The sequence below is a fragment of the Enterobacter cloacae complex sp. P1B genome (assembly GCF_014982345.1).
Classification (GTDB): Bacteria; Pseudomonadota; Gammaproteobacteria; order Enterobacterales; family Enterobacteriaceae; genus Enterobacter; species Enterobacter bugandensis.
Genome location: NZ_JADCLF010000010.1, coordinates 33,547 through 52,765, shown reverse-complemented (window position 1 = coordinate 52,765; position 19,219 = coordinate 33,547). Strand labels below are relative to the sequence as shown.

General features: G+C 55.3%; 17 protein-coding genes. 6 read left to right on the top strand and 11 right to left on the bottom strand.

Translation table 11 applies throughout. The features are described from left to right. Positions 1–3: 3 nt before the first annotated feature. The 7 genes from fliL to fliF all read right to left on the bottom strand — a co-directional run bounded on the left by fliL (position 4) and on the right by fliF (position 7,015). A complete protein-coding gene (gene fliL / locus INF77_RS11430) occupies positions 4–474 on the bottom strand; it encodes a flagellar basal body-associated protein FliL (protein ID WP_193532686.1) in 471 nt (156 codons plus the stop codon). A 106-nt stretch (positions 475–580) separates the two neighbouring features. Continuing rightward, complete coding sequence (fliK, locus tag INF77_RS11425) at positions 581–1,813, bottom strand: flagellar hook length control protein FliK (RefSeq protein ID WP_193532685.1); 1,233 nt, start codon at positions 1,811–1,813, stop codon at positions 581–583. Continuing rightward, on the bottom strand, positions 1,810–2,253 hold the full coding sequence (fliJ, locus tag INF77_RS11420) for a flagellar export protein FliJ (RefSeq protein ID WP_006811155.1): 444 nt from the start codon (positions 2,251–2,253) through the stop codon (positions 1,810–1,812). The genes fliK and fliJ overlap by 4 nt, the downstream gene beginning before the upstream one ends. Before the next feature lie 21 nt (positions 2,254–2,274). After that, entirely contained in the window at positions 2,275–3,645 is a 1,371-nt protein-coding gene (fliI, locus tag INF77_RS11415; RefSeq protein WP_023330814.1) for a flagellar protein export ATPase FliI, read from the bottom strand. Further along, complete coding sequence (gene fliH, locus INF77_RS11410; RefSeq protein WP_136485481.1) at positions 3,645–4,352, bottom strand: flagellar assembly protein FliH; 708 nt, start codon at positions 4,350–4,352, stop codon at positions 3,645–3,647. The genes fliI and fliH overlap by 1 nt, the downstream gene beginning before the upstream one ends. Further along, complete coding sequence (gene fliG / locus INF77_RS11405; RefSeq protein WP_014832476.1) at positions 4,345–5,343, bottom strand: flagellar motor switch protein FliG; 999 nt, start codon at positions 5,341–5,343, stop codon at positions 4,345–4,347. The genes fliH and fliG overlap by 8 nt, the downstream gene beginning before the upstream one ends. Further along, positions 5,336–7,015: a flagellar basal-body MS-ring/collar protein FliF gene (gene fliF / locus INF77_RS11400; RefSeq protein WP_028013700.1), complete on the bottom strand. Its 1,680-nt coding sequence runs from the start codon at positions 7,013–7,015 to the stop codon at positions 5,336–5,338. The genes fliG and fliF overlap by 8 nt, the downstream gene beginning before the upstream one ends. Before the next feature lie 228 nt (positions 7,016–7,243). On the opposite strand from fliF, the gene fliE reads away from it, so the two are divergent. Both fliE and yedD read left to right on the top strand, forming a co-directional pair. Next, positions 7,244–7,558, top strand: a complete 315-nt coding sequence (gene fliE, locus INF77_RS11395) for a flagellar hook-basal body complex protein FliE (protein ID WP_013097729.1) — start codon at positions 7,244–7,246, stop codon at positions 7,556–7,558. 74 nt (positions 7,559–7,632) lie between these two features. Continuing rightward, positions 7,633–8,046, top strand: coding sequence for a lipoprotein YedD (gene yedD / locus INF77_RS11390; RefSeq protein WP_193532694.1), 414 nt, complete (start codon positions 7,633–7,635; stop codon positions 8,044–8,046). 102 nt (positions 8,047–8,148) lie between these two features. Here the strand turns inward: yedD and amyA are convergent, their stop codons facing one another. From amyA to fliD, 4 genes are all read right to left on the bottom strand, one after another. Beyond that, on the bottom strand, positions 8,149–9,636 hold the full coding sequence (amyA, locus tag INF77_RS11385) for an alpha-amylase (RefSeq protein WP_193532693.1): 1,488 nt from the start codon (positions 9,634–9,636) through the stop codon (positions 8,149–8,151). Positions 9,637–9,700: 64 nt separating this feature from the next. Then, positions 9,701–10,063, bottom strand: coding sequence for a flagella biosynthesis regulatory protein FliT (gene fliT / locus INF77_RS11380; RefSeq protein WP_028013692.1), 363 nt, complete (start codon positions 10,061–10,063; stop codon positions 9,701–9,703). 5 nt (positions 10,064–10,068) lie between these two features. Continuing rightward, positions 10,069–10,473, bottom strand: a complete 405-nt coding sequence (gene fliS, locus INF77_RS11375) for a flagellar export chaperone FliS (protein ID WP_028013691.1) — start codon at positions 10,471–10,473, stop codon at positions 10,069–10,071. 17 nt (positions 10,474–10,490) lie between these two features. Beyond that, positions 10,491–11,909, bottom strand: a complete 1,419-nt coding sequence (gene fliD, locus INF77_RS11370; RefSeq protein ID WP_193532684.1) for a flagellar filament capping protein FliD — start codon at positions 11,907–11,909, stop codon at positions 10,491–10,493. 367 nt (positions 11,910–12,276) lie between these two features. Here fliD and INF77_RS11365 point away from each other — a divergent pair, with 367 nt between their 5' ends. From INF77_RS11365 to INF77_RS11350, 4 genes are all read left to right on the top strand, one after another. Next, on the top strand, positions 12,277–13,113 hold the full coding sequence (locus tag INF77_RS11365) for a flagellin (RefSeq protein ID WP_028013689.1): 837 nt from the start codon (positions 12,277–12,279) through the stop codon (positions 13,111–13,113). Positions 13,114–13,278: 165 nt separating this feature from the next. Continuing rightward, positions 13,279–14,697, top strand: a complete 1,419-nt coding sequence (locus INF77_RS11360) for a hypothetical protein (protein WP_150144591.1) — start codon at positions 13,279–13,281, stop codon at positions 14,695–14,697. 27 nt (positions 14,698–14,724) lie between these two features. Beyond that, positions 14,725–18,060 carry a methyltransferase domain-containing protein gene (locus INF77_RS11355; RefSeq protein WP_193532683.1) on the top strand — a complete coding sequence of 1,112 codons (3,336 nt, stop codon included), beginning with the start codon at positions 14,725–14,727 and terminating at the stop codon, positions 18,058–18,060. 3 nt (positions 18,061–18,063) lie between these two features. After that, a complete protein-coding gene (locus tag INF77_RS11350) occupies positions 18,064–19,218 on the top strand; it encodes a DegT/DnrJ/EryC1/StrS aminotransferase family protein (RefSeq protein WP_059358238.1) in 1,155 nt (384 codons plus the stop codon). Position 19,219: the final 1 nt, after the last annotated feature.

Genomic DNA, 19,219 nt, shown 5'->3' with positions numbered 1-19,219 from the left:
TCGTTACCGCAGAATAAAGGCTGTGTACAGAACGTCAGTGACTTCCTGCTTAGGTTGACCGTTTACCAGCGGGGTGGCCAGCGTCTGCTTGATGGCGTCGACCAGCTTTTGCTTACCCACGTCGGTAGCCAGCGCGGAGGCGTCCTGACGAGAAAACAGCAGGAGAAGGCGGCTACGCACTTCCGGCAGATAATCGTTCAGGCGCGCGCGGGTTGCTTCGTCCTTCAGGCGCAGCGTAATACCGACATACAGCACGCGATCCGCATCACCGAGGTTAACGGTGAAGGTGTCCAGAGGGAAAAAGACCGGCGCCGGCGGTGGGGCAGGTTCGGCTTTGGCCGCAGCGGTTGAAGGTTCCTGCTGCATACGCCAGTAACTATAGCCCGCGGTAGCGCAGGCGGCGAGCGTGATCAACACCAGCAGCGGGATCCAGATGGAACGCTTGTTTTTTTTGGTGATAGCGGAGTCTGTCATCTGATACGAGCTTCCTGTTTCGGTACAGCTTAATAAGGTGATTATCCCGTGTCCTGCCGTCGTCAAAGCGTGGAAAAGACGGGGATAATCACGCTACCTCTGGCGTTTAGGCGAAGATGTCTACGGCACCGTTACCGCGCGCCGCGGATTGCAGGGCGGCAGGGGTCGGCAGGAGCTCATCGCTCTCTTCATTAAAACCGCCGTGCTGGCCCGGGCGTGAAGCATGGTGCTGCTGGGATGAAGACTGTTGTTGCCCGGCAAAGCTCTCGCTGCTGACGCTGCTTTGAGAAAGCTGAATGCCGTTTTCCGCCAGCGAGGTCCGCAGGACCGGCAGCGCGGCTTCCAGCGCGGCGCGCACGTGGCTGTGCGCAGAGACCATCTGCAGCTGTGCCTGGTTATCGTCCAGCTTGAGCGAGATTTGCACCTGGCCCAGATCTTCCGGGTGCAGGCGCAGCTCCGCCGTCTGCTGGCCCTGCTTAGTGAACAGGGTGATGTGCTGGCTCAGGGACTGCTGCCATTCATGTGTGCCCAGAGGCTGGCTTAGCACCGGTGCGGTGGCAACGGTAGCGGCAGGCTGGCTGGCCGCATGGCTGGAGATAATCGGCGCCAGGGTAGCGGTCGGCGAAGATGACGAAGAGGCGCTGGCGAAGTCCTGCTTCTCAGCGGCTGCGGCCACGACCGGTGTGGCTGGCGCGTTGGCGGCGAGATCCGGACCGTTGTTCTTCGCTTGGCTCTGATAGGACGCAGAAAGCTGCGCTTTATCATGGCTTCCCGCAGGCGCGTTCAGGGACGGCGGCTGTCCCGCACCGTTTTGCGAAAGCGTTGTTGAACTCAGCGCCGAGGTGGCGTGAACGCCGTCGATGCCTGCCGCACGAGAGGCGGTCGTCTGCTGGTGCGGCAGCATCGCCATCAGCGCGCTTAGCCCCGCCAGCTCTTCTTCGCTCAGCTCGGTTTTAGCGTCATCTTTACCGTTGGCCGCAGTGAGCGTCTTAAGCGCGTCGCCCTTTGACAGCGGCACCAGGCCGGAGACCAACGTTTCAAGCGGCGCGGACTCCGACGTTTCAACGCCATTCAACGCAGGCTGACGCGAGAGCAGGTCGGCAATTTTGGCCTGCAGAGCGGTATCGCCTTTGGCATCCTGCGCGACCTTCGACAGCTTGCTGCCGGCGGCTTTGAGGTCCGCCAGGGTGAGCGGCGCATCGTTGCCCTTGCCCGTTGCGTCCGTCAGGGCGCCCGCCAGCAGGGAGAGAAAGTCCTGTGCCCCCTCGGTGCCTTTCCCTGTTTGCATCCCGCCTGACGGGTCGCTGTCGCTCATCAGCAGTTGTTGCAGTGTGATCATTCCGGTTTCCTCATTGATGCGCGCTGGGCAAACTCATCCATTTTCTTCTGATCCAGGCGGTTTTCCGCCAGGGTCGAGGCTGCTATCTGCCGGTCCTGTAAGGTCTGCCAGGCCTGCAGCCGCTGTTTTTTCTCGCGCCAGAAATTCAGCGCGGTATCGACTTTTTGGGTCCACTGGTTTAGCTGCTGGCGGTGCTGCTCTATCGCCTTCTCGAGCGTCTGGATAAACTGCTGATAGTTAATCCAGCGCTGGCTGCCAATGCCCTGCGTCATATCGGTATTGAGGTTGGTGCGATATTCATGCTGATAGTCGATTAACATCTTCAACTGTTCTTCAGCCTGCTGGCACCCGCGTCGCATTGCGCCAAGCTGCAATGCGGCATCATCAACTTCTTTTTCAGCCAGATCTTTCAGCGTTGATAACGCGCTGTTTTGCGCCATGACCTTCGCCCTCCACCTCTGTTACACCTGCGGGAAAATCAGCTCCAGCGCCTGGATTGAATCTTCCCAGTCGGCACGCTCAAAAATGCCCTGTTGTAAAAACGCCTCCAGCTGCGGCCACAGGCTAATCGCCTTGTCGAGCATCGGGTCGCTGCCTTTGGCATACGCCCCCACGCTGACCAGATCGCGGTTGCGCTGGAAGCTGGAAAGCAGTTGTTTGAAGTTACGCACGCGGGCGTAGTGCTTCTCGGTAATCAATGCCGTCATCGCACGGCTGATGGACGCTTCAATATCAATCGCCGGGTAGTGCCCGGCTTCGGCCAGGCGGCGCGACAGCACGATATGGCCGTCCAGGATCGCGCGCGCGGAGTCGGCAATCGGGTCCTGCTGGTCATCGCCCTCGGTCAGCACCGTATAGAACGCGGTGATGGAGCCGCCGCCGCTGATGCCGTTCCCCGCACGCTCTACCAGCGCCGGAAGTTTGGCGAAGACCGAAGGCGGATAGCCTTTGGTGGCCGGCGGCTCGCCGATGGCCAGCGCGATTTCACGCTGAGCCATCGCGTAGCGGGTGAGGGAGTCCATGATCAGCAGCACGTGCTTGCCGCGGTCACGAAAATCTTCGGCGATACGGGTGGCGTAGGCAGCACCCTGCATACGCAGCAGCGGCGACACGTCCGCCGGCGCGGCGATCACCACCGAGCGGGCGCGGCCTTCCGCACCCAGAATGTTTTCAATAAAGTCTTTTACTTCGCGACCACGCTCGCCGATCAGGCCCACGACGATCACGTCGGCCTGGGTATAGCGCGCCATCATGCCAAGCAGGACGGATTTCCCGACGCCGGAACCGGCGAACAGGCCCATGCGCTGTCCGCGCCCTACGGTGAGCAGGGCGTTAATCGGACGCACGCCGGTATCCAGCACGTGCTCAATAGGGGTACGCTGCAGGGGGTTGAACGGCTGGGTAATCAGCGCGCCGGTTTCGGTGGTGTCCGGCGCGGGCAGGCCATCCAGCGGCTTCCCGCTGCCGTCCAGCACGCGGCCGAGCAGGGCAGGGCCAAGCGGCAGCTGTTTCCCGCTTTGCAGCCCGTCGCCGCTGATGTTTTTCGCGTAAACGCGCGCGCCGGGCAGAATGCCTTCCACCTCTTCAAGCGGCATCAGGAACAGGCGCTGGCCGTTAAACCCGACCACTTCGCTTTCCACTTCACGCGTTTCCTGCCCATCCTGACGCTCAATGACGCAGGTCGCACCCAGGGGAAGCTGCAGGCCGGTGGCCTCCAGTACCAGACCGGTGGCGCGCGTCAGTCGCCCATAACGACGAACAGATGGCAGTTGCGCCATCTTCGTCTCAAAGTTGTCGAGCGTGGTGAGCCAGCGGGTAAGGCGTGCGGTCATCAGACGACTCCCGGTGCCGCCAGGCGACACAGTTCCTGCCAGCGGGTGGCGACGCTGGCATCCAGGTCGCCTTCATCGGCAGAGACTTTGCATCCGCCGTGGTGTAAGGATGGGTCGCCGCGCAGACGCCAGCCGTGCAGGCTAAGCGTTGCGCCCAGGCTCTCTTCAACGCGCTGCAGATCGTCCGGGTGGACGCGCAGCTGCGGTTTGCCGCTGAACAGCGGCTCCTGCTGAAGCAGCCCCTGAATTTGTTTAATCAGCGCGGTGTTATCCACCACGGGCGTCTGGCCGATAACCTGACGCGCCGCCTCCAGCGCCATCTGCATCAGACGCGAGGCAATCACGCTGTCCAGCGCGTCCAGCGTATGCTGGAACTCGCTGACCAGCTGCTGCATGCGGGCATGGATCGGCGCCTGCTGCTGGCGCGCCTGATCGATGCCGTGCTCTAACCCTTTCGCCAGGCCTTCCTGGTACCCCAGATCGTGCCCCTTCTGGCGGCCTTCGTTCAGACCGGCGTTATAGCCCTGCTCGTGCGCCTGCATTTGCAGCTGCGCCAGCATCTGCGCTTGCTGCTCCTCTTCGCTCAGCTCGGGCTGTTCAACGTCCGCGTCGGGCTCTGCGGGCGAGACCACCGAAGGCGTGAATTCGGCAAGGGGAGGGGCCAGATCGTCCGGCGTCCAGCGCTTCCACGACAGCTCATTAGACATAGGTGTCGTCTCCGCTGCCAATCACCATCTCGCCGGTTTCCGCCAGACGACGAACGATAAGCAGGATGGCTTTCTGTTCGTTTTCCACCTGAGACAGACGAACCGGGCCACGGTTGGCAAGGTCGTCGCGCAGGATATCGGCCGCACGCTGGGACATGTTGCGCAGGAACTTCTCGCGCAGCGGCTGTTCGGCGCCTTTGAGGGCGATAAGCAGCGACTCGGAATCCACTTCCTGGAGCAGGCGCTGGATGCTGCGGTCGTCCACTTCGACGAGGTTTTCGAACAGGAACATCTCGTCGATGATTTTCTGCGCCAGCTCGCCGTCGAATTCGCGAACCGCCGAAATGACGGCTTCTTCCTGCTGCGTTTTCATCAGGTTGATAATTTCCGCCGCCGTTCTCACGCCGCCCATTTTGCTGCGCTTGAGGTTCTGGCCGTCGAGCAGGTTGTTCAGCACTTCGGTCAGCTCCGCCAGCGCGGCCGGCTGAACGCCGCCGAAGGTCGCGATACGCAGCATCACGTCGTGACGCAGGCGCTCTTCGAACAGGGCCAGAATATCGGCCGCCTGACCACGTTTGAGGTGAACCAGGATGGTGGCGATAATCTGCGGGTGCTCGTCGCGAATCAGGTCGGCGGCACTCTGCGGCTCCATAAAGTTGAGCGTTTCGATACCGCTGGCGGTATCGCGGGTTTCCAGAATGTCTTCCAGCAGGCTGGCGGCACGCTCTTCGCCCAGCGCCTTGACCAGCACGGAGCGCAGGTAGTCGTTGGCATTGACGTTCAGCGCGGCAAACTGTTCGGCTTCCTGTTCAAACTCTGACAGCACTTCGGTCAGCTGTTTGTTGGAGATTTGACGCACGTTGGCCATCGCCGCACTGAGAATTTGCACTTCTCGCTGGGAGAGGTGTTTAAACACCTCTGCCGCGCGATCTTCGCCAATGGTCATCAGCAGGATGACGCTTTTATCGGTGCCCGTAAGCGTATTACTCATGTTCGTTACCCATCCACTGGCGGATGACCAGCGCCACGACGCGCGGATCGTTATCTGACATTTCGCGAATGCGCTGGCTCATCACCTCAGCGCCCATGCGCTGGTTAGCACGACGCTGCTGCATCTGTTCATCTTTGCTGAGGCGAACTTCAACCGCTTCTTCCGTTTCCTGACGCGTATTCATCTGCTCGCGCGCCGCTTTTTCGGCTTCAGCACGGCGCTGGAGCTGAGGACGAACGCCCTTACGCCACAGCAGCCACGCGACAATCAGCACCAGCAGCCAGCGGCCTGCGGACATCAGCTGGTCGATAAACGCCTGCTGTTGCCAGAACGGCAGTTCACCGCCGGTCTCTTCAACCGAGTTAAACGGAGAGTTCACCACGTTGAGGGTATCGCCGCGCTTCTCGGAGTAGCCCATCGCTTCGCGGGTCAGGTTCTCAATCTGCTTCATCTGCTCGGCGGTTAACGGCAACGGTTTGCCGTCCGGCAGGGTTTTGTAGTTCACCACCACCGCAACGGAAAGACGCTGAATATCGCCCACGTTCAGCTTAGTGTGGCGGATCGTTCGGTCCACTTCATAGTTCGTGGTTTCGTTACGGCTGCTGGAGCGCGGACCGGCGTTATTGGTCGTTGAGGTAGTCTGCTGATTATTTTGCTGACCGTTCTGCTGGTTGGCCGGCGGCGTGGAAATCGGCGCCGCGTTTGCCGGTGCAGGCTGGTTAGAGAGCGCGCCCGGCACGCCGCCAGGGTAGGCCCCGCCGATCTGTTCGCTGGAGTTTATCTGGCGTGAACGCATTACCGCCTGAGCCGCATCGCCGTTCGGGCTGTATTGCTCTTCGGTTTGTTCTTTATTAGAGAAGTCAATCTGCGCGGTCACCTGGGCGTGCACGTTGCTGTTGCCCACCACCGGGCCGAGGATCGCTTCGATGCGGCGCTGGAGACGGCTTTCAACGTCGGCGGCGTATTTCAGCTGCGCGTCGTTCAGGTCACGCCCGGCGGTATTGGATTGCGTCAGCAGGTGTCCGCTTTGATCCACCAGCGTCACGTTACCCGGCGGCAGGCCGGCGACGGCGCTGGAGACGAGATGCGTTACCGCGCTGATTTGCCCTTCGTCCAGCGCGCGGCCGGGCTCGAGGTTCACGGTAACGGAAGCTGAAGGGGATTTCTGTTCACGAACAAATAAAGAGGGTTTAGGCATTGCCAGGTGCACGCGGGCACTCTTCACCGGGCCTAATGTTTCAATGGTGCGGGCCAGCTCGCCTTCCAGCGCACGCTGGTAGTTCACCTGCTCGCTGAACTGGCTGATGCCGAATTTTTCCTGGTCCAGTAGCTCAAAGCCGACCGCGCCGCCCTTTGGCAGGCCCTGCTGTGCCAGACGCAGACGAAGCTCGTGTACTTTATCCGCCGGTACCTCAAGCGCACCGCCATTATCGGCAAAGCGATACGGGATGTTCATCTGGGTCAGCTGGGTGACGATGGCGCCGCCATCCTGATCGGAAAGGTTGCTGTAGAGCGTGCGGTAATCAGGGCTTTTCGCCCATAAAACCATCGCTACAAGGATCGCAATTGCGGCAGCGCCTGCCACGATCAACGGGATTTTAGGATTCGCGCGAAGGCGGTTCATCCACTCGAGTGATTTATTTTGTGGCGCTGTCGATGCTGTTGCACTCATTGCGCACCTCTTAAATCCTGGTGGTTTACGTTATTCGTGTAGAGAAACAAAACTGACTCCCGGGTCGGCAAACACGACAAAAGTTCCATATTGATGGCCCTGCCATTATTTGACGATTCCGGATTTTCTATGCGTCAAATAACCTGGTTTTTTCACGCTATTTACCGCCATTATCTTATTGACAAGCTGTTAGTCTTGACCGCGTAAAAAACCATCCAGGGGAGAGTCATGGCTATACAGGGCATTGAAGGGGTAATCAGTCAGTTGCAGGCAACGGCGATGACGGCCCGTAATCAGAATGTGGCAGAACAGCAGCCGACCATCAGCTTTGCGGGGCAACTGCATGCCGCTCTTGACCGTATCAGCGATACCCAGACCGCTGCGCGTACCCAGGCGGAGAAGTTCACCCTCGGCGAGCCGGGCGTGGCGCTGAATGATGTGATGACCGATTTGCAAAAAGCCTCGGTTTCCCTGCAGATGGGGATCCAGGTGCGTAACAAGCTGGTGTCGGCGTATCAGGAAGTGATGGGCATGCAGGTTTAAGCCCCCTCGATCTTCGCTGGCAGCCTCAGCGCTTTAATGCCACAATATTTTTTTCTTCGAATGCAGGAAAGATGATGAAAAAAATAGCAATTGCTGGCGCGCTGCTGGCACTGACCGGGTGCGTTCAGGTCGATAACTATAATGACGTGATCAAGCATCCCGTCCCGGCGAACCTGGCGGGATACTGGCAGTCGAAAGGGCCGCAGAGCAGTCTGGTCAGCCCTGAAGCGATTGCCACACTGGTGGTGACGGAAGAGGGCAATACGCTGGACTGCCGCCAGTGGCAGCGTGTGATTGCCGTACCGGGTAAGATCATGCTGCGTTCAGACAGCTATTACAACGTCACACGCAAGCTGGATATCTATCCGCTGGATCGCGACGGCGCTACGCTTGAATATGACGGGATGGAGCTGCAGAAGGTTGATCGCCCAACGGTGGAATGTGCGGATTACCTGAGCAAGAATCCACTGGAGAGTAAACTGCCCTAAGGGTAAAAGCAAAACGGCAACCTTGTTGCCGTTTTTGGTGTTTGCGCCCTCTCCCACGGGGAAAGGGACGGGCTGAGGGCATCAGGCCGCACGTTTCCCGTTCTACAACGCATCCTCAATCACCCACACGCTGACGCTTCCCCCTTTACAGGTAAAGGTGCCTTCGCCATCCGCCGCCGTGGTGACCGTTTCTTCACGATTGCCGAGAAAATCACGCCACGTTTTGTTGCCGTAGTTTTCCCCCAGGCAAATCACCTTCTCGCCGTCGTCGCCGTTCGACATCACCACCACGCAGCCGGGATCGTCTTCCGTGCCGCTGCGGCTGAAGGCGATGCAGTTAGGATGGTCAAAAAACAGCGTCTGCACGCCGTGGGCAAAGCGCTGGCGGGCGAGGATCAGCTCGTGAAGCTGCTCAATCACCGGCATATCAATATGGTATGTTTCACCGTCCCCTCCCGTATCGTCATAGCTTGCGCCGAACAGATCCGGATAGAAGACGCTCGGCACGCCGTTTTCCCGCAGCAGGATCAGCGCGTACGCCAGCGGTTTAAACCAGGCTTCGACCGGGGCTTCCAGCGCCTGCAAAGGCTGCGTGTCATGGTTCGCGACGAGGGTGACCGCATGGAACGGGTCGGCCTCCACCAGCGTGCCGGTGAAGATCTGGCTCATGTCGTAATCACGTCCCTGGCGCGACGCTTCGTGGAATTTCATCTGCAGGGGGGCATCAAACAGCATGGTTTTACCGTCGACCTGGTCAATATAGGCCTGAAGTTTATCCACCTCATGAGACCAGTATTCCGCCACGATAAACAACGGCTGTTCGGCGACTTCCTGAACGTGCTCAATCCACTCTTTGTAAAACCAGGCGGGAATATGCTTGACGGCGTCCAGACGAAAACCGTCGCAGCGCGTCTGTTCCATGACCCAGCGGGCCCAGTATTTGATCTCCTCGGTGACGGCGTGATTGCGAAAGTCGATGTTTTCGCCCATCAGGTAATCGAAGTTACCCATCTCATCATCGACCTGGTCATTCCAGCCTTCGCCGGTGTAGTCGTTGACGATTTTAAAGATCCCGTCTTCATCCGGGTTTTCAATATGGTCGACGCCGCTGAAGCATTTGTAATCCCAGATAAACTGTGAGTATTGCCCGGCGCGGGCGGGGAAGGTGTAGCGAGTCCAGGCCTCACACTCGATGATTTCATCATCAATTTGTGTACGGTCCTGTTCGTTCACGCGCTGCACGCGGACAGGCTCTTTCTCATCTGCCCCCATTTTGTGGTTGACCACCACGTCCAGCAGGACGGCAATCTCGTTGCTTTTGAGGGCGTCGATGGCTTCCAGCAGCTGCGCTTTGTCACCGTATTTGGTGGCGATACTGCCTTTCTGGTCAAATTCGCCGAGATCGAAAAGATCGTAAGAGTCATAGCCGACAGAATACCCGCCTGACGCCCCTTTATACGCGGGCGGGAGCCAGATCATGTTGATGCCGATTTCGTTAAGATTGGGCGCTAATGCCGTGACTTCTCGCCACAATTCACCGCCAGCGGGGTAATACCAGTGAAAGCATTGTAACAGGGTGGGTTTTTTCATCATCCGTGCTCCAGAAGCCATTTGGCAGACTTCTGGAGTATGGTTGATGAATCGCTAATGTGTCTTATTGATTCATCTCTCCGGGAAATAAAATGTTGCCAGAAAGCCTACCGTAGGTAACGTTAACGTTTTTTTGCTTATTGGTTTGAGCAATAAGGCCGCTTAGCTCACTCATCCTCTCCTGCAGCAACGTCTTCAGAATGATTTCATTCTGAAGCACCTGATTCAGTATTACCATCGCCTGGTCCTGAACCCCCTTACTGTTGGGTGGAAAAGGTGTCGTGCTGATCTCTTCAACCAGCGAAACGTACGCCACTTCCTGGTCAATAAGCTCATCCCATTTCCCGGATTGAGCAAGGCTTAGCATGGTATTGCTAAGGGCATTAAGGGCATGCCACTTTTTAAGGGATAAGCTGGAGTCGTTCATTACAGTTAATCCTGCTTGGGAGAATAACCCGGGCCGATTTGCTTCCAGGCGTCGGAAATATTGAGCAGCAGAGCCTCGACTTCGGTAATGGCCTCGATGTCATTGCGCAGGTTGGCATGTAACAAACGGCGTACCATATAGTCGTAAAGCGCAGAAAGGTTGCGGGGGAGTTCCCCACCCACATCCATATTTAACCCAGCCTTAAGGCCATTTTCGATAATATTAATGGCCTTAGACAGGGCCTCTCCTTTTGCCGGGATATCCCCTTGCTCAAGGAAAAGGCGCGCCCGGACAAGCGCGCTATGGATACCGTCGAACAACATGACAACCAACTGGTGCGGGCTGGCACTCAAGACAGCAGATTCAAGACCTACCTGCTGATAGGCTTGTACACCAGATTTGTTATACATATCGGTTCCTTTCTTTCTTACTTACTGCTGAACTGTTGGGTCAAATAAGTGGCCGTACCATTGAATTTAGTCACCAGCTTATCCAGGTCGTTAAATTGCTTTTTATAACGCGCCATCGTGGCTTCAATGGTCAACTCCATCGCGTCGTAACGTTTGCCGATAGATTTGAGCGTGGCGTTAATACCGTCCTTCGCATTCTGAATAACACCTTCTTTACCGACAGACGTACTCAGCATATCGGTTAGCTTGTTATTCATCTGGGTAGCGAAACCGGTCGTTTTCCCGTCACCCACAAAATAGGCCTGAACGCCAGCGGGATCGTCCGTGAGCATCTTGGTTAACTTTTTATCATCGATTTTCAGGTTGCCAACCGCGCCGTCAGCGCCTTTGACCGGGTCCTGCGTGATGCCAAGTTGAGCCATGATGGCATAGGAGCCACTCTGTACATTGGTCAATAAAGCACGAAGATCGGATTGTACTCCGCGGATAGTACTGTCACCCATTAACACGCCGTTGTTCGAAGACTGGGCGGTTGCACCCACTGCGGGTGGTTCGTATTTGGTCAGCGCAGCGATGGTAGACTGCAGAGAGTTATAGGCATTAACCCATTCCGTAATGGCTTTTTTGTTATCGTCGGATGCGCGGGCTACCGTCAGGGTTTCATTTGCCGCGCTCGGAGCTTTCAGGGTTAATGTGACGCCAGGCATAGCGTCAGTAATGGTATTGCTCTGGCGAACAATTTGAATACCGTTCACGTTAACGACGGCATTTTGTGACGGAACCTGTACCTTCAGCGCGGCGCTGCCGATGACGGCATTCAGCGTATCGTCCCCGGTTACCGCTACCGTCATATCAGAATCGGTACCCGTGGTTTTTGAGGTCAGCATCAGACGGTAGTCGCCGTTATCGGCTTTCACCACGCTTGCTGATACGTTGCCGTTGGCCGCGTTGATGGCTTTCGCGATGCCATTCAGTGAGGTATCTCCATCGGCGAGCGTGACCGTCAGCGGTTTGCTGTCGGCGCCTGCCTGGGTGATGGTAATGGTTCGGCTATTGGAACCTGTAGTTCCCCCCAACTGCTTTGTATTGCTGTCAATGGTGCCGGGAGCCGTCGTCAGTACCTGGCCTTTCGCGATCTTACTGACGTTAATAGTGACATCGCCAACGTTAGCGCTGGAGGTACTGACAGCCGAGAACGCGGTGTTGGTGCTGGAAACGGACGTCGAGTTCCAGGTATCCGCCTTTGCCAGCTTTGCTGCTGCGGTTTGCAGGGTAGTCAGGGCGCTTTGTAATTTTCCGTAACCGGTGATTTGCGCGTCGTAAGCCGTCTTTTGTTTGGCAATCGCCGTTAATTTCGTCTCTTCTGCTGCCTGCAGTTTATCGTACAGATCCGACAGGCCGGGCACGCCCACCCCGAGATTACTGATAGTCGCCATGTAATGTTCCTTCTCAATGGATGTTTCAGTCGTTTATCGGCCCAGCCTGCAAAAAGTTTACGGTGAGTTTTAAAAAATAATCGGGTAATAAGCGCTCTTTATGTGGCTTATAAAATCTGACTGGACGTGGCTAAAGGGATCTTTCAGTGAGGATAAAAATGCGGATCTGATGCTGATATTTTGTATGTTCCTGGTATTGCTGGTGTCTGGGTTTTCTAAATAATTTATTAAAAAACAATGAGTTGATTTTTTTATTAGATATTTTCTAAAGTCTGCTGCAAGGGCGTCGATAACCTTGTTGACGGTGAGAGACGCCGTGAGTGTTAGGCACCGACCCTAGAAACCATTTTTGAAGGAATTAAAAATTATGGCAGTTATCAATACTAACCTGTTGTCCCTGACCACTCAGAACAACCTGAACAAATCTCAGTCTTCTCTGGGCACTGCTATCGAGCGTCTGTCCTCTGGTCTGCGTATCAACAGCGCGAAAGATGACGCTGCTGGCCAGGCGATTGCTAACCGCATGACCTCCCAGATTAAAGGTATGACCCAGGCGGCACGTAACGCTAACGACGGTATCTCCCTGGTTCAGACTGCTGAAGGTAACCTGAACGAAATCAACACCAACTTACAGCGTATTCGTGAGCTGTCTGTTCAGGCTGCTACCGACACCAACGGTTCTTCTGACCTGACTTCCGTTAACACTGAAATCAAACAGCGTCTGGCTGAAATCGACCGTATCGCGGGCTCAGCTAACTTCAACGGTAAGAAACTGCTGGACGGTTCTGTATCTACCGCGCTGAAAATTCAGGTTGGTGCTGGTACTTCTGCTAACGACACCATCTCTGTTGACAGCAACGCGCTGATCAATGCGACCTCTGGTACTCTGAGCGCTGGCCTGAGCACTGCAATCTCCGATAACGCCTCTGCACAGGCTGTTATCTCTGCTGCTGATGCTGCAATCGCGAAAATTGATACCGCGCGTTCTAACATGGGTGCGATTCAGAACCGTTTCGAATCTACCATCAACAACCTGAACAACTCTATCAATAACCTGTCTGCTGCTCAGTCCCGTATCCAGGATGCTGACTACGCTACCGAAGTTTCCAACATGTCTCGCGCGCAGATCCTGCAGCAGGCTGGTACTTCTGTACTGTCTCAGGCAAACCAGGTTCCACAGGCTATGCTGTCTCTGCTGCGTTAATCGCCGCGTCTGTTTCACAAAAGGTTGCTGGAGACAGCAACCTTTTTTTTTGGCTCGCCAGACAATCTCCGAAATAAGCCCTTATTCCCGGGGGTGTTCCTTCCATTATCCCAAATATTCCCTTGTACGATAGGTAAGAATCGCAATCTTACTAAGAGAATCGGGATGAACAAGTTCGAGCGTACACGATCGCTGCATCAGTATTACCGTGATGAATTTTCACGGCTAATTTACTTGCCAGAAACAGATGCATTGCCTGCGCATATCGTGACCGAAATCCTGCACTATAAAAATTCTGATATCGCCACGCTCGAACCCCAGATCATGGATGCAACAACCGATCTGGATGCACAAAAAGAATTCGCCGTTAAGCGCATGCTGTGCGCGATTGCCGTTGCAAACGCCGCGTTTGATTTTAAAAATCAGGGCAAGCCAACACCCTTTTCGAAAGAGATGAGCGAAACCATTACCGGTTGGGTCGTAGAGGCGCTTCAGCACGACGACAGCATAAATCTTCTGGTGGCGGGTATTCAGGTCTTCTTTCGGATTAACGAAATTGAGGCCGCGTTATTCCTGATTTCAAATTACTACACGGTGGTGAACCTATCCCCGATAGTGATGAAAATATTGCTGCTAGTGTGTCTGATGGAAGATGATTTTAATCAGATGCAGGTGCTGATCCAGCAGTTGACCGCTAATCCTGAGTATATTGGTGAAGATGCGTTAACCATGCTGATGGTTGTCATGGGGATTCATAAGCTGGGTGGCTGCCCTGAATCGTTCATCGATTTTTCCGCGTTGAAAATGCCTGACTACGAGCCTGATTTTTCGCACTACGAGTGGCTTAAACCGGCAGAAAATAATGGAAAAACCACGGTTCTGGTCGCGTGCGATAAGCGCTATTACTTCGATCATGCCCTGACGCTGTTAGGTTCGATCTTCCATACCAACGGCGACCAGCTTAACGTTCACCTGCATCTCTATAACCCTGATGATGAGACTACGGCGCACGTTCATTCGCTGCATCAGCGTTTTCCGGGAATGGTGATATCGGCGACAGCCGAAAAGATTGCGCCGGCTTTTGGTATCAACGTCTGGTACGCCTCAAGACGTTTTGTTTTCCTCAGTTATGCACAGAGCGTGTTCACCTCTCCAGTGATTGTTCTTGATGCAGATTGTCTCGTTCGTAAGAACTGGGCCGAAATTAAGCAACATCTCCCGGAGAACGAAATTGTCCTCTCTTACAGCAACGGCGCTCCGCCATGGGAGCAGGTGCCCGCGGGCTTTGTTTATACGGCTCCGGGCTCGCTTTCGCGTAAATACCTGTCGCTTGTGGCGACATTTATTGACTGGAATCTACGCCGCGGTAATGCGGAGTGGTTCCTCGACCAGGTCGCACTTTCTGTCGCACTGGATGCACTGCCTGCGGTTGAGCAGATGGCCATTCATCGCGAGCCGCTGGAGAACCTGATCGATATTCGCTACACCGACGCCACGTTCAGCTGGACGGTGACCACGCAAAAATCAGGCGGCGAAGCGTATCAGCGCTATAAAACAGCGATGCAACAAACCTATTTTTGTTAACCACTGAATTAACGGAACCCTCCCTGAATGTTGTATCCAGATAATCGATTCACGCTATCGGGTTTACAGGCCGCCGCCGCCCTGTATCAGTTCCCTGCCGGGGCGCCTGCCAATGCACGCGTCCTTGATTTAGGCTGTGGCTACGGGGATGCGTTGTTATCCGCCGCGCTGGCCTGGCCTGGCTGTGTCGGGATTGGTATTGATATCAACGAAGATGCTATTGCAGAGGGGCAGAGACAGGCGCAGCGTCTGGGCATCACCCATATCGAACTGGTTGCGGCAGGTGTTAACGATGTGCTGAACGTGTCGCCAGGAGAATTCGATTACATCCTCATTCGCGGGAGCTTCATGCCTGAAAGTATGTTAGAGCGTGATGCGTTGTTGCAGTGGTGCCGTCGGCACCTTTCGGCACAGGGCATCATTGCCTTCCATCAGGTGTTTACCTCCCCGGAATCAGCGGCGCAGTATGTTCAGGATGCGTTGGCCTTCCATGCGCGTCTTGCGGAACGACCGGAAGATAAAGTCGCGTTTGCCCGCGGTATGCTCAGCTATCTGGCATTGACCCAGCCGGAAGGCGAGATCAAACAATATGTGCTCGAGATGGAGCGCGCTGACGACGCTGCCCTTATCGAAGCCCTGGCACGTGCCACGCATACCTTCGCTCAGTTTCATCGCTTCACCGAGAGTCTCTTATCCTGCGGGCTGCGCTACGTGGGGGATGCACTTCCTCAGTATGAAAGCGGGGAGAGCGTTAGCGAGCATATTCATCAACTGCACGCGCTGGTGTCATCGGGGCAGACGTCGACTGCCGCTCAGCAATATCTTGATTTTGCCGTCAACCGTCGCGAACGCGTCGGCCTGCTTTCCCGTGATGATGCCGTTAACGCGGCGGCGCTGGATTTTACCCGGTTAAACAAGCTGCACTGGGCCGGTGATTTCAGACGTTGCCGCAACGATCGCGGCGAGGTCGTCAATGCTCACACTAACGCTGAAGGGAAGTTTTTCTCGACGCAAAATACCACGACGCTGCACATTCTCGATCTGCTTGGCGGCGCATGGCCGCTGAGCCTGTCATTTGATCAACTGGTGAGTAACGCGCGTCTTCCCGAAAAAGAGGAGGATGTCGCCCAGAGCGTGCTTGAATCTCTAAAAGATCTCTTTCTCAACCAAATTCCAGGGCTTCACTGGGCGGGCTCACCGGGGCCTTACAATGTTCAGCCTGAAGGTGAGCTCACGTTAATTGCTCCCCTTCAGGTAGGGCAAGACGCCGACATTACGTTTAATCTCTGGGGTGAACGTGTGGCCCTCAGTGAGGACGAGCGGGAGTTCGCGGTTGCTGGTATGGATGTGAATCAGGCCAGAAGCCGCGAGCGCTTTACTGCACTGAAGGCGAAAGGGCTGTTGAAAGGCTCCCCTGAAGCATGGCGCAAAGCACTGCAGCGTTTTTTGCGCCTGGGGGATGTCGACTACCTCAAAAGCAACATTGATACGCTTTTGCTGCTTAATGTCGGGTCGCAACAGGGCGGGTTACTTGTTGACGGTCAGATAATGGCGGGGGAGAGGGATGAGCAGGATCCTGATATCGATCTCATCTACCAAAAAGTAAACGCTCTGATTGCCGCCGGTCTGGCGAAAGATGCGCGCGATTACATTACGGGACAGATTGAAAACGATCCCCATAATTTGCATATGCTTCGCTGCTTTTCCCGTGCCAGCCTGCTGATGGGCGACTGGGACGAGGCTCTGCTGGCACTCTGCCAGCTCATGAGCCGCTACTCTGCCGGACAGGATATTTGGTTCGACCTGGCCACCGTGCTGCAGAAAAAAGGCGAGCTGCATTATGCTGCCCGGATCCTGCAGACGCTACTGCGGTTGAATAAACAGAATGCGTCATTCTGGAACACGCTGGCGGTGGTGTATCACGCGCGTCGTAATATGGCCATGGCTGAACGCTGTGCAAGGGAGTCTTTGCGTTATAACGCCACGAACCCGCTGCATCTTGCGATGATGGGCATCATTCTCAGTGATAACCAGAAGCTGACGGAAGCACGTTATTTCCTCGAGAAATCGCTCGAGTTTGCGCCGGGTGATTTTGACTGTTTCACCAGCCTGCTGTTTGTTCTTACCCACGATTTTTCTGTCTCGCCGGAAGTGCTCTTCGAGCGCCATCTTGCCTATGGTGAGCTGGTGACCGCATGGGCGAAAAATTTCGACCTGACGCTGCCGTGGCAGGGTAGCAAGGATCCTGAGCGGCCGTTGCGCGTGGGCTTTGTCTCAGGTGACTTCCGTAATCATCCCGTAAGCCGCTTCCTGCGCCCGTTCTGGGACGGCATGGATCGGGAGCGTTTTTCTCTCTACGGATATAGCACGCTGGATAAAGATGATGCCGTCACGGAGCACTTCCGTAACACCTCTACGAAGTGGTTATCCGTTACCCATCTCAATAATGTTGAGCTGGCAAAACAGATCCACAGCGACGGGATTGATATTCTTTTTGACCTCTCGGGGCACACCACCGGGACGCGTTTACCTGCGTTTGCCTTTAAGCCTGCGCCGGTGCAAATCACCTGGCTCGGCTACCCTGGCACGACCGGAATGCGGCAGATTGATTACCGCATAATCAGCACCGGGTTTGTCCGGAGTGCTGAAATAGACGCTCAGTTTACGGAGAAGCTTATCGCGATCCCACTCGATAACTTTTTCGAGCCGGATGCGTCCAGCCCTGACGTTAATACACTGCCAGCGCTGAAGAACGGCTGGTTTACCTACGGTAGCTTCAATCGTCCTAAAAAATTGAACGATCGGGTCTTTGCGCTGTGGGCGCGTATTTTGCTGCATAACACTGCGTCACGCTTGCTGATTGGTTTTATGGATGACGATGCAATGATTGCTCGTTACCGCAAAAAGCTTAATGCGCTGGGCGTGTCGGATGAGCAGCTTATCTTCCGCAAGACGACGGGGCTGGAGGCTTACCTTCATATGCACCATGAGGTAGACATGCTGCTTGATTCCTTCCCGTACAACGGGGGAACCACCACCAGTCATGGCATATGGATGGGCGTCCCGACGCTTACTTTGGCAGGCGCAACGTATCCCGCACGTCAGGGGCTGGAGATCATGCATATCTACGGGCTGGATGAGTTTGTGGCGGAAAGTCAGCAGGACTATTTCGACAAGGCCGTTAGCTGGCAAACCCGGCTGCAAACCCTCAGCGCTTTGCGCCAGAACATGCGGAGCACAATCCCACCCCAGGGCCAGAGCAATGTGGCGATTCCCTTCCAGCAGGCCCTTCGTGAGGCCTGGCGAAAATGGTGTGCTGATGAAGCACCGCGCAGTTTCCAGGTATCAGGTACTGAGGATTAACTTATGAAAAATGTCTATGTTACCAGTCCACTTCTTCCGCCACTTGAGGAGTTTATCCCTTACCTGGAGACACTGTGGGAAAGTAAAATTTTGACTAACAGTGGCCAATTCCATCAGCAGCTGGAGGAGGCGCTGGCGGCGTATCTGGGTGTAAAGCATGTTTGCCTGTTCTCCAACGGCACGCTTGCACTGCTGACGGCGCTTCAGACATTACGTATTACTGGCGAAGTGATTACCACGCCGTACTCCTTTGTCGCCACGTCTCATAGCCTGCTGTGGAATGATTTGACGCCGGTCTTTGCCGATATTGATCCCGTTACCTTTAATATCGACCCGGACCGCATTGAGGAGCTGATTACCCCTAAAACGACCGCTATCATGCCGGTCCACTGCTATGGTATTCCGTGCGATATGGAGCGCATCCAGAAAATTGCCGATACCTATGGCCTGAAGGTCATTTACGATGCAGCCCACTGTTTTGGTGTTAAACAGGATAACGCCAGTATACTTAATTATGGCGATTTGTCCGTGCTCAGCTTCCACGCAACGAAGGTATTTAATACCTTTGAAGGGGGAGCCATTATTTGCCATGACGCCAAAACCAAACAGCGTATCGATTACCTTAAAAACTTTGGTTTTGCCGATGAAACCATCGTGATGGCGCCGGGTATTAACGCAAAAATGAATGAAGTGCAGGCGGCGATGGGGCTGCTGCAGTTGAAGTATATTGACAGCGCGCTGCAGGAACGCGCAATTATCTATCAACGCTACGTTGAGCTGCTCGATTCCACGCTTCCTGCGCTGGAGTACATTAAGCCTGCTGATAATATTGAATGGAATTACTCCTATTTCCCGGTGCTTATTCGGGCAGATTCCGCGGTAAGTCGGGATGCTATCTATGCAGAGCTGCGCAAGCATAATATCTATGCCCGGCGCTATTTCTATCCGCTGATCAGTGCATTCCCGATGTATCGCCACTTCCCGACGGCGAATGCGCAGCATCTCCCTGTGGCGGATGAAATTTCTCATGCGGTGCTTTGCCTGCCAATTTATCCGGGCCTGCCGGTGGCCGATCAGCGTCGCATTATTGAGATTATCCAGGCGCTGTTTATCGATGCCGAACGTGCGGCAGAGCCTGCACTGGTTGTTAATGGATAGG

Excerpts from the sequence above, each read along its gene's own strand:
- fliL (WP_193532686.1), bottom strand. The coding sequence starts at position 474 with ATGACAGACTCCGCTATCACCAAAAAAAACAAGCGTTCCATCTGGATC.
- fliK (WP_193532685.1), bottom strand. The coding sequence starts at position 1,813 with ATGATCACACTGCAACAACTGCTGATGAGCGACAGCGACCCGTCAGGC.
- fliJ (WP_006811155.1), bottom strand. The coding sequence starts at position 2,253 with ATGGCGCAAAACAGCGCGTTATCAACGCTGAAAGATCTGGCTGAAAAA.
- fliI (WP_023330814.1), bottom strand. The coding sequence starts at position 3,645 with ATGACCGCACGCCTTACCCGCTGGCTCACCACGCTCGACAACTTTGAG.
- fliH (WP_136485481.1), bottom strand. The coding sequence starts at position 4,352 with ATGTCTAATGAGCTGTCGTGGAAGCGCTGGACGCCGGACGATCTGGCC.
- fliG (WP_014832476.1), bottom strand. The coding sequence starts at position 5,343 with ATGAGTAATACGCTTACGGGCACCGATAAAAGCGTCATCCTGCTGATG.
- fliF (WP_028013700.1), bottom strand. The coding sequence starts at position 7,015 with ATGAGTGCAACAGCATCGACAGCGCCACAAAATAAATCACTCGAGTGG.
- fliE (WP_013097729.1), top strand. The coding sequence starts at position 7,244 with ATGGCTATACAGGGCATTGAAGGGGTAATCAGTCAGTTGCAGGCAACG.
- yedD (WP_193532694.1), top strand. The coding sequence starts at position 7,633 with ATGAAAAAAATAGCAATTGCTGGCGCGCTGCTGGCACTGACCGGGTGC.
- amyA (WP_193532693.1), bottom strand. The coding sequence starts at position 9,636 with ATGAAAAAACCCACCCTGTTACAATGCTTTCACTGGTATTACCCCGCT.
- fliT (WP_028013692.1), bottom strand. The coding sequence starts at position 10,063 with ATGAACGACTCCAGCTTATCCCTTAAAAAGTGGCATGCCCTTAATGCC.
- fliS (WP_028013691.1), bottom strand. The coding sequence starts at position 10,473 with ATGTATAACAAATCTGGTGTACAAGCCTATCAGCAGGTAGGTCTTGAA.
- fliD (WP_193532684.1), bottom strand. The coding sequence starts at position 11,909 with ATGGCGACTATCAGTAATCTCGGGGTGGGCGTGCCCGGCCTGTCGGAT.
- INF77_RS11365 (WP_028013689.1), top strand. The coding sequence starts at position 12,277 with ATGGCAGTTATCAATACTAACCTGTTGTCCCTGACCACTCAGAACAAC.
- INF77_RS11360 (WP_150144591.1), top strand. The coding sequence starts at position 13,279 with ATGAACAAGTTCGAGCGTACACGATCGCTGCATCAGTATTACCGTGAT.
- INF77_RS11355 (WP_193532683.1), top strand. The coding sequence starts at position 14,725 with ATGTTGTATCCAGATAATCGATTCACGCTATCGGGTTTACAGGCCGCC.
- INF77_RS11350 (WP_059358238.1), top strand. The coding sequence starts at position 18,064 with ATGAAAAATGTCTATGTTACCAGTCCACTTCTTCCGCCACTTGAGGAG.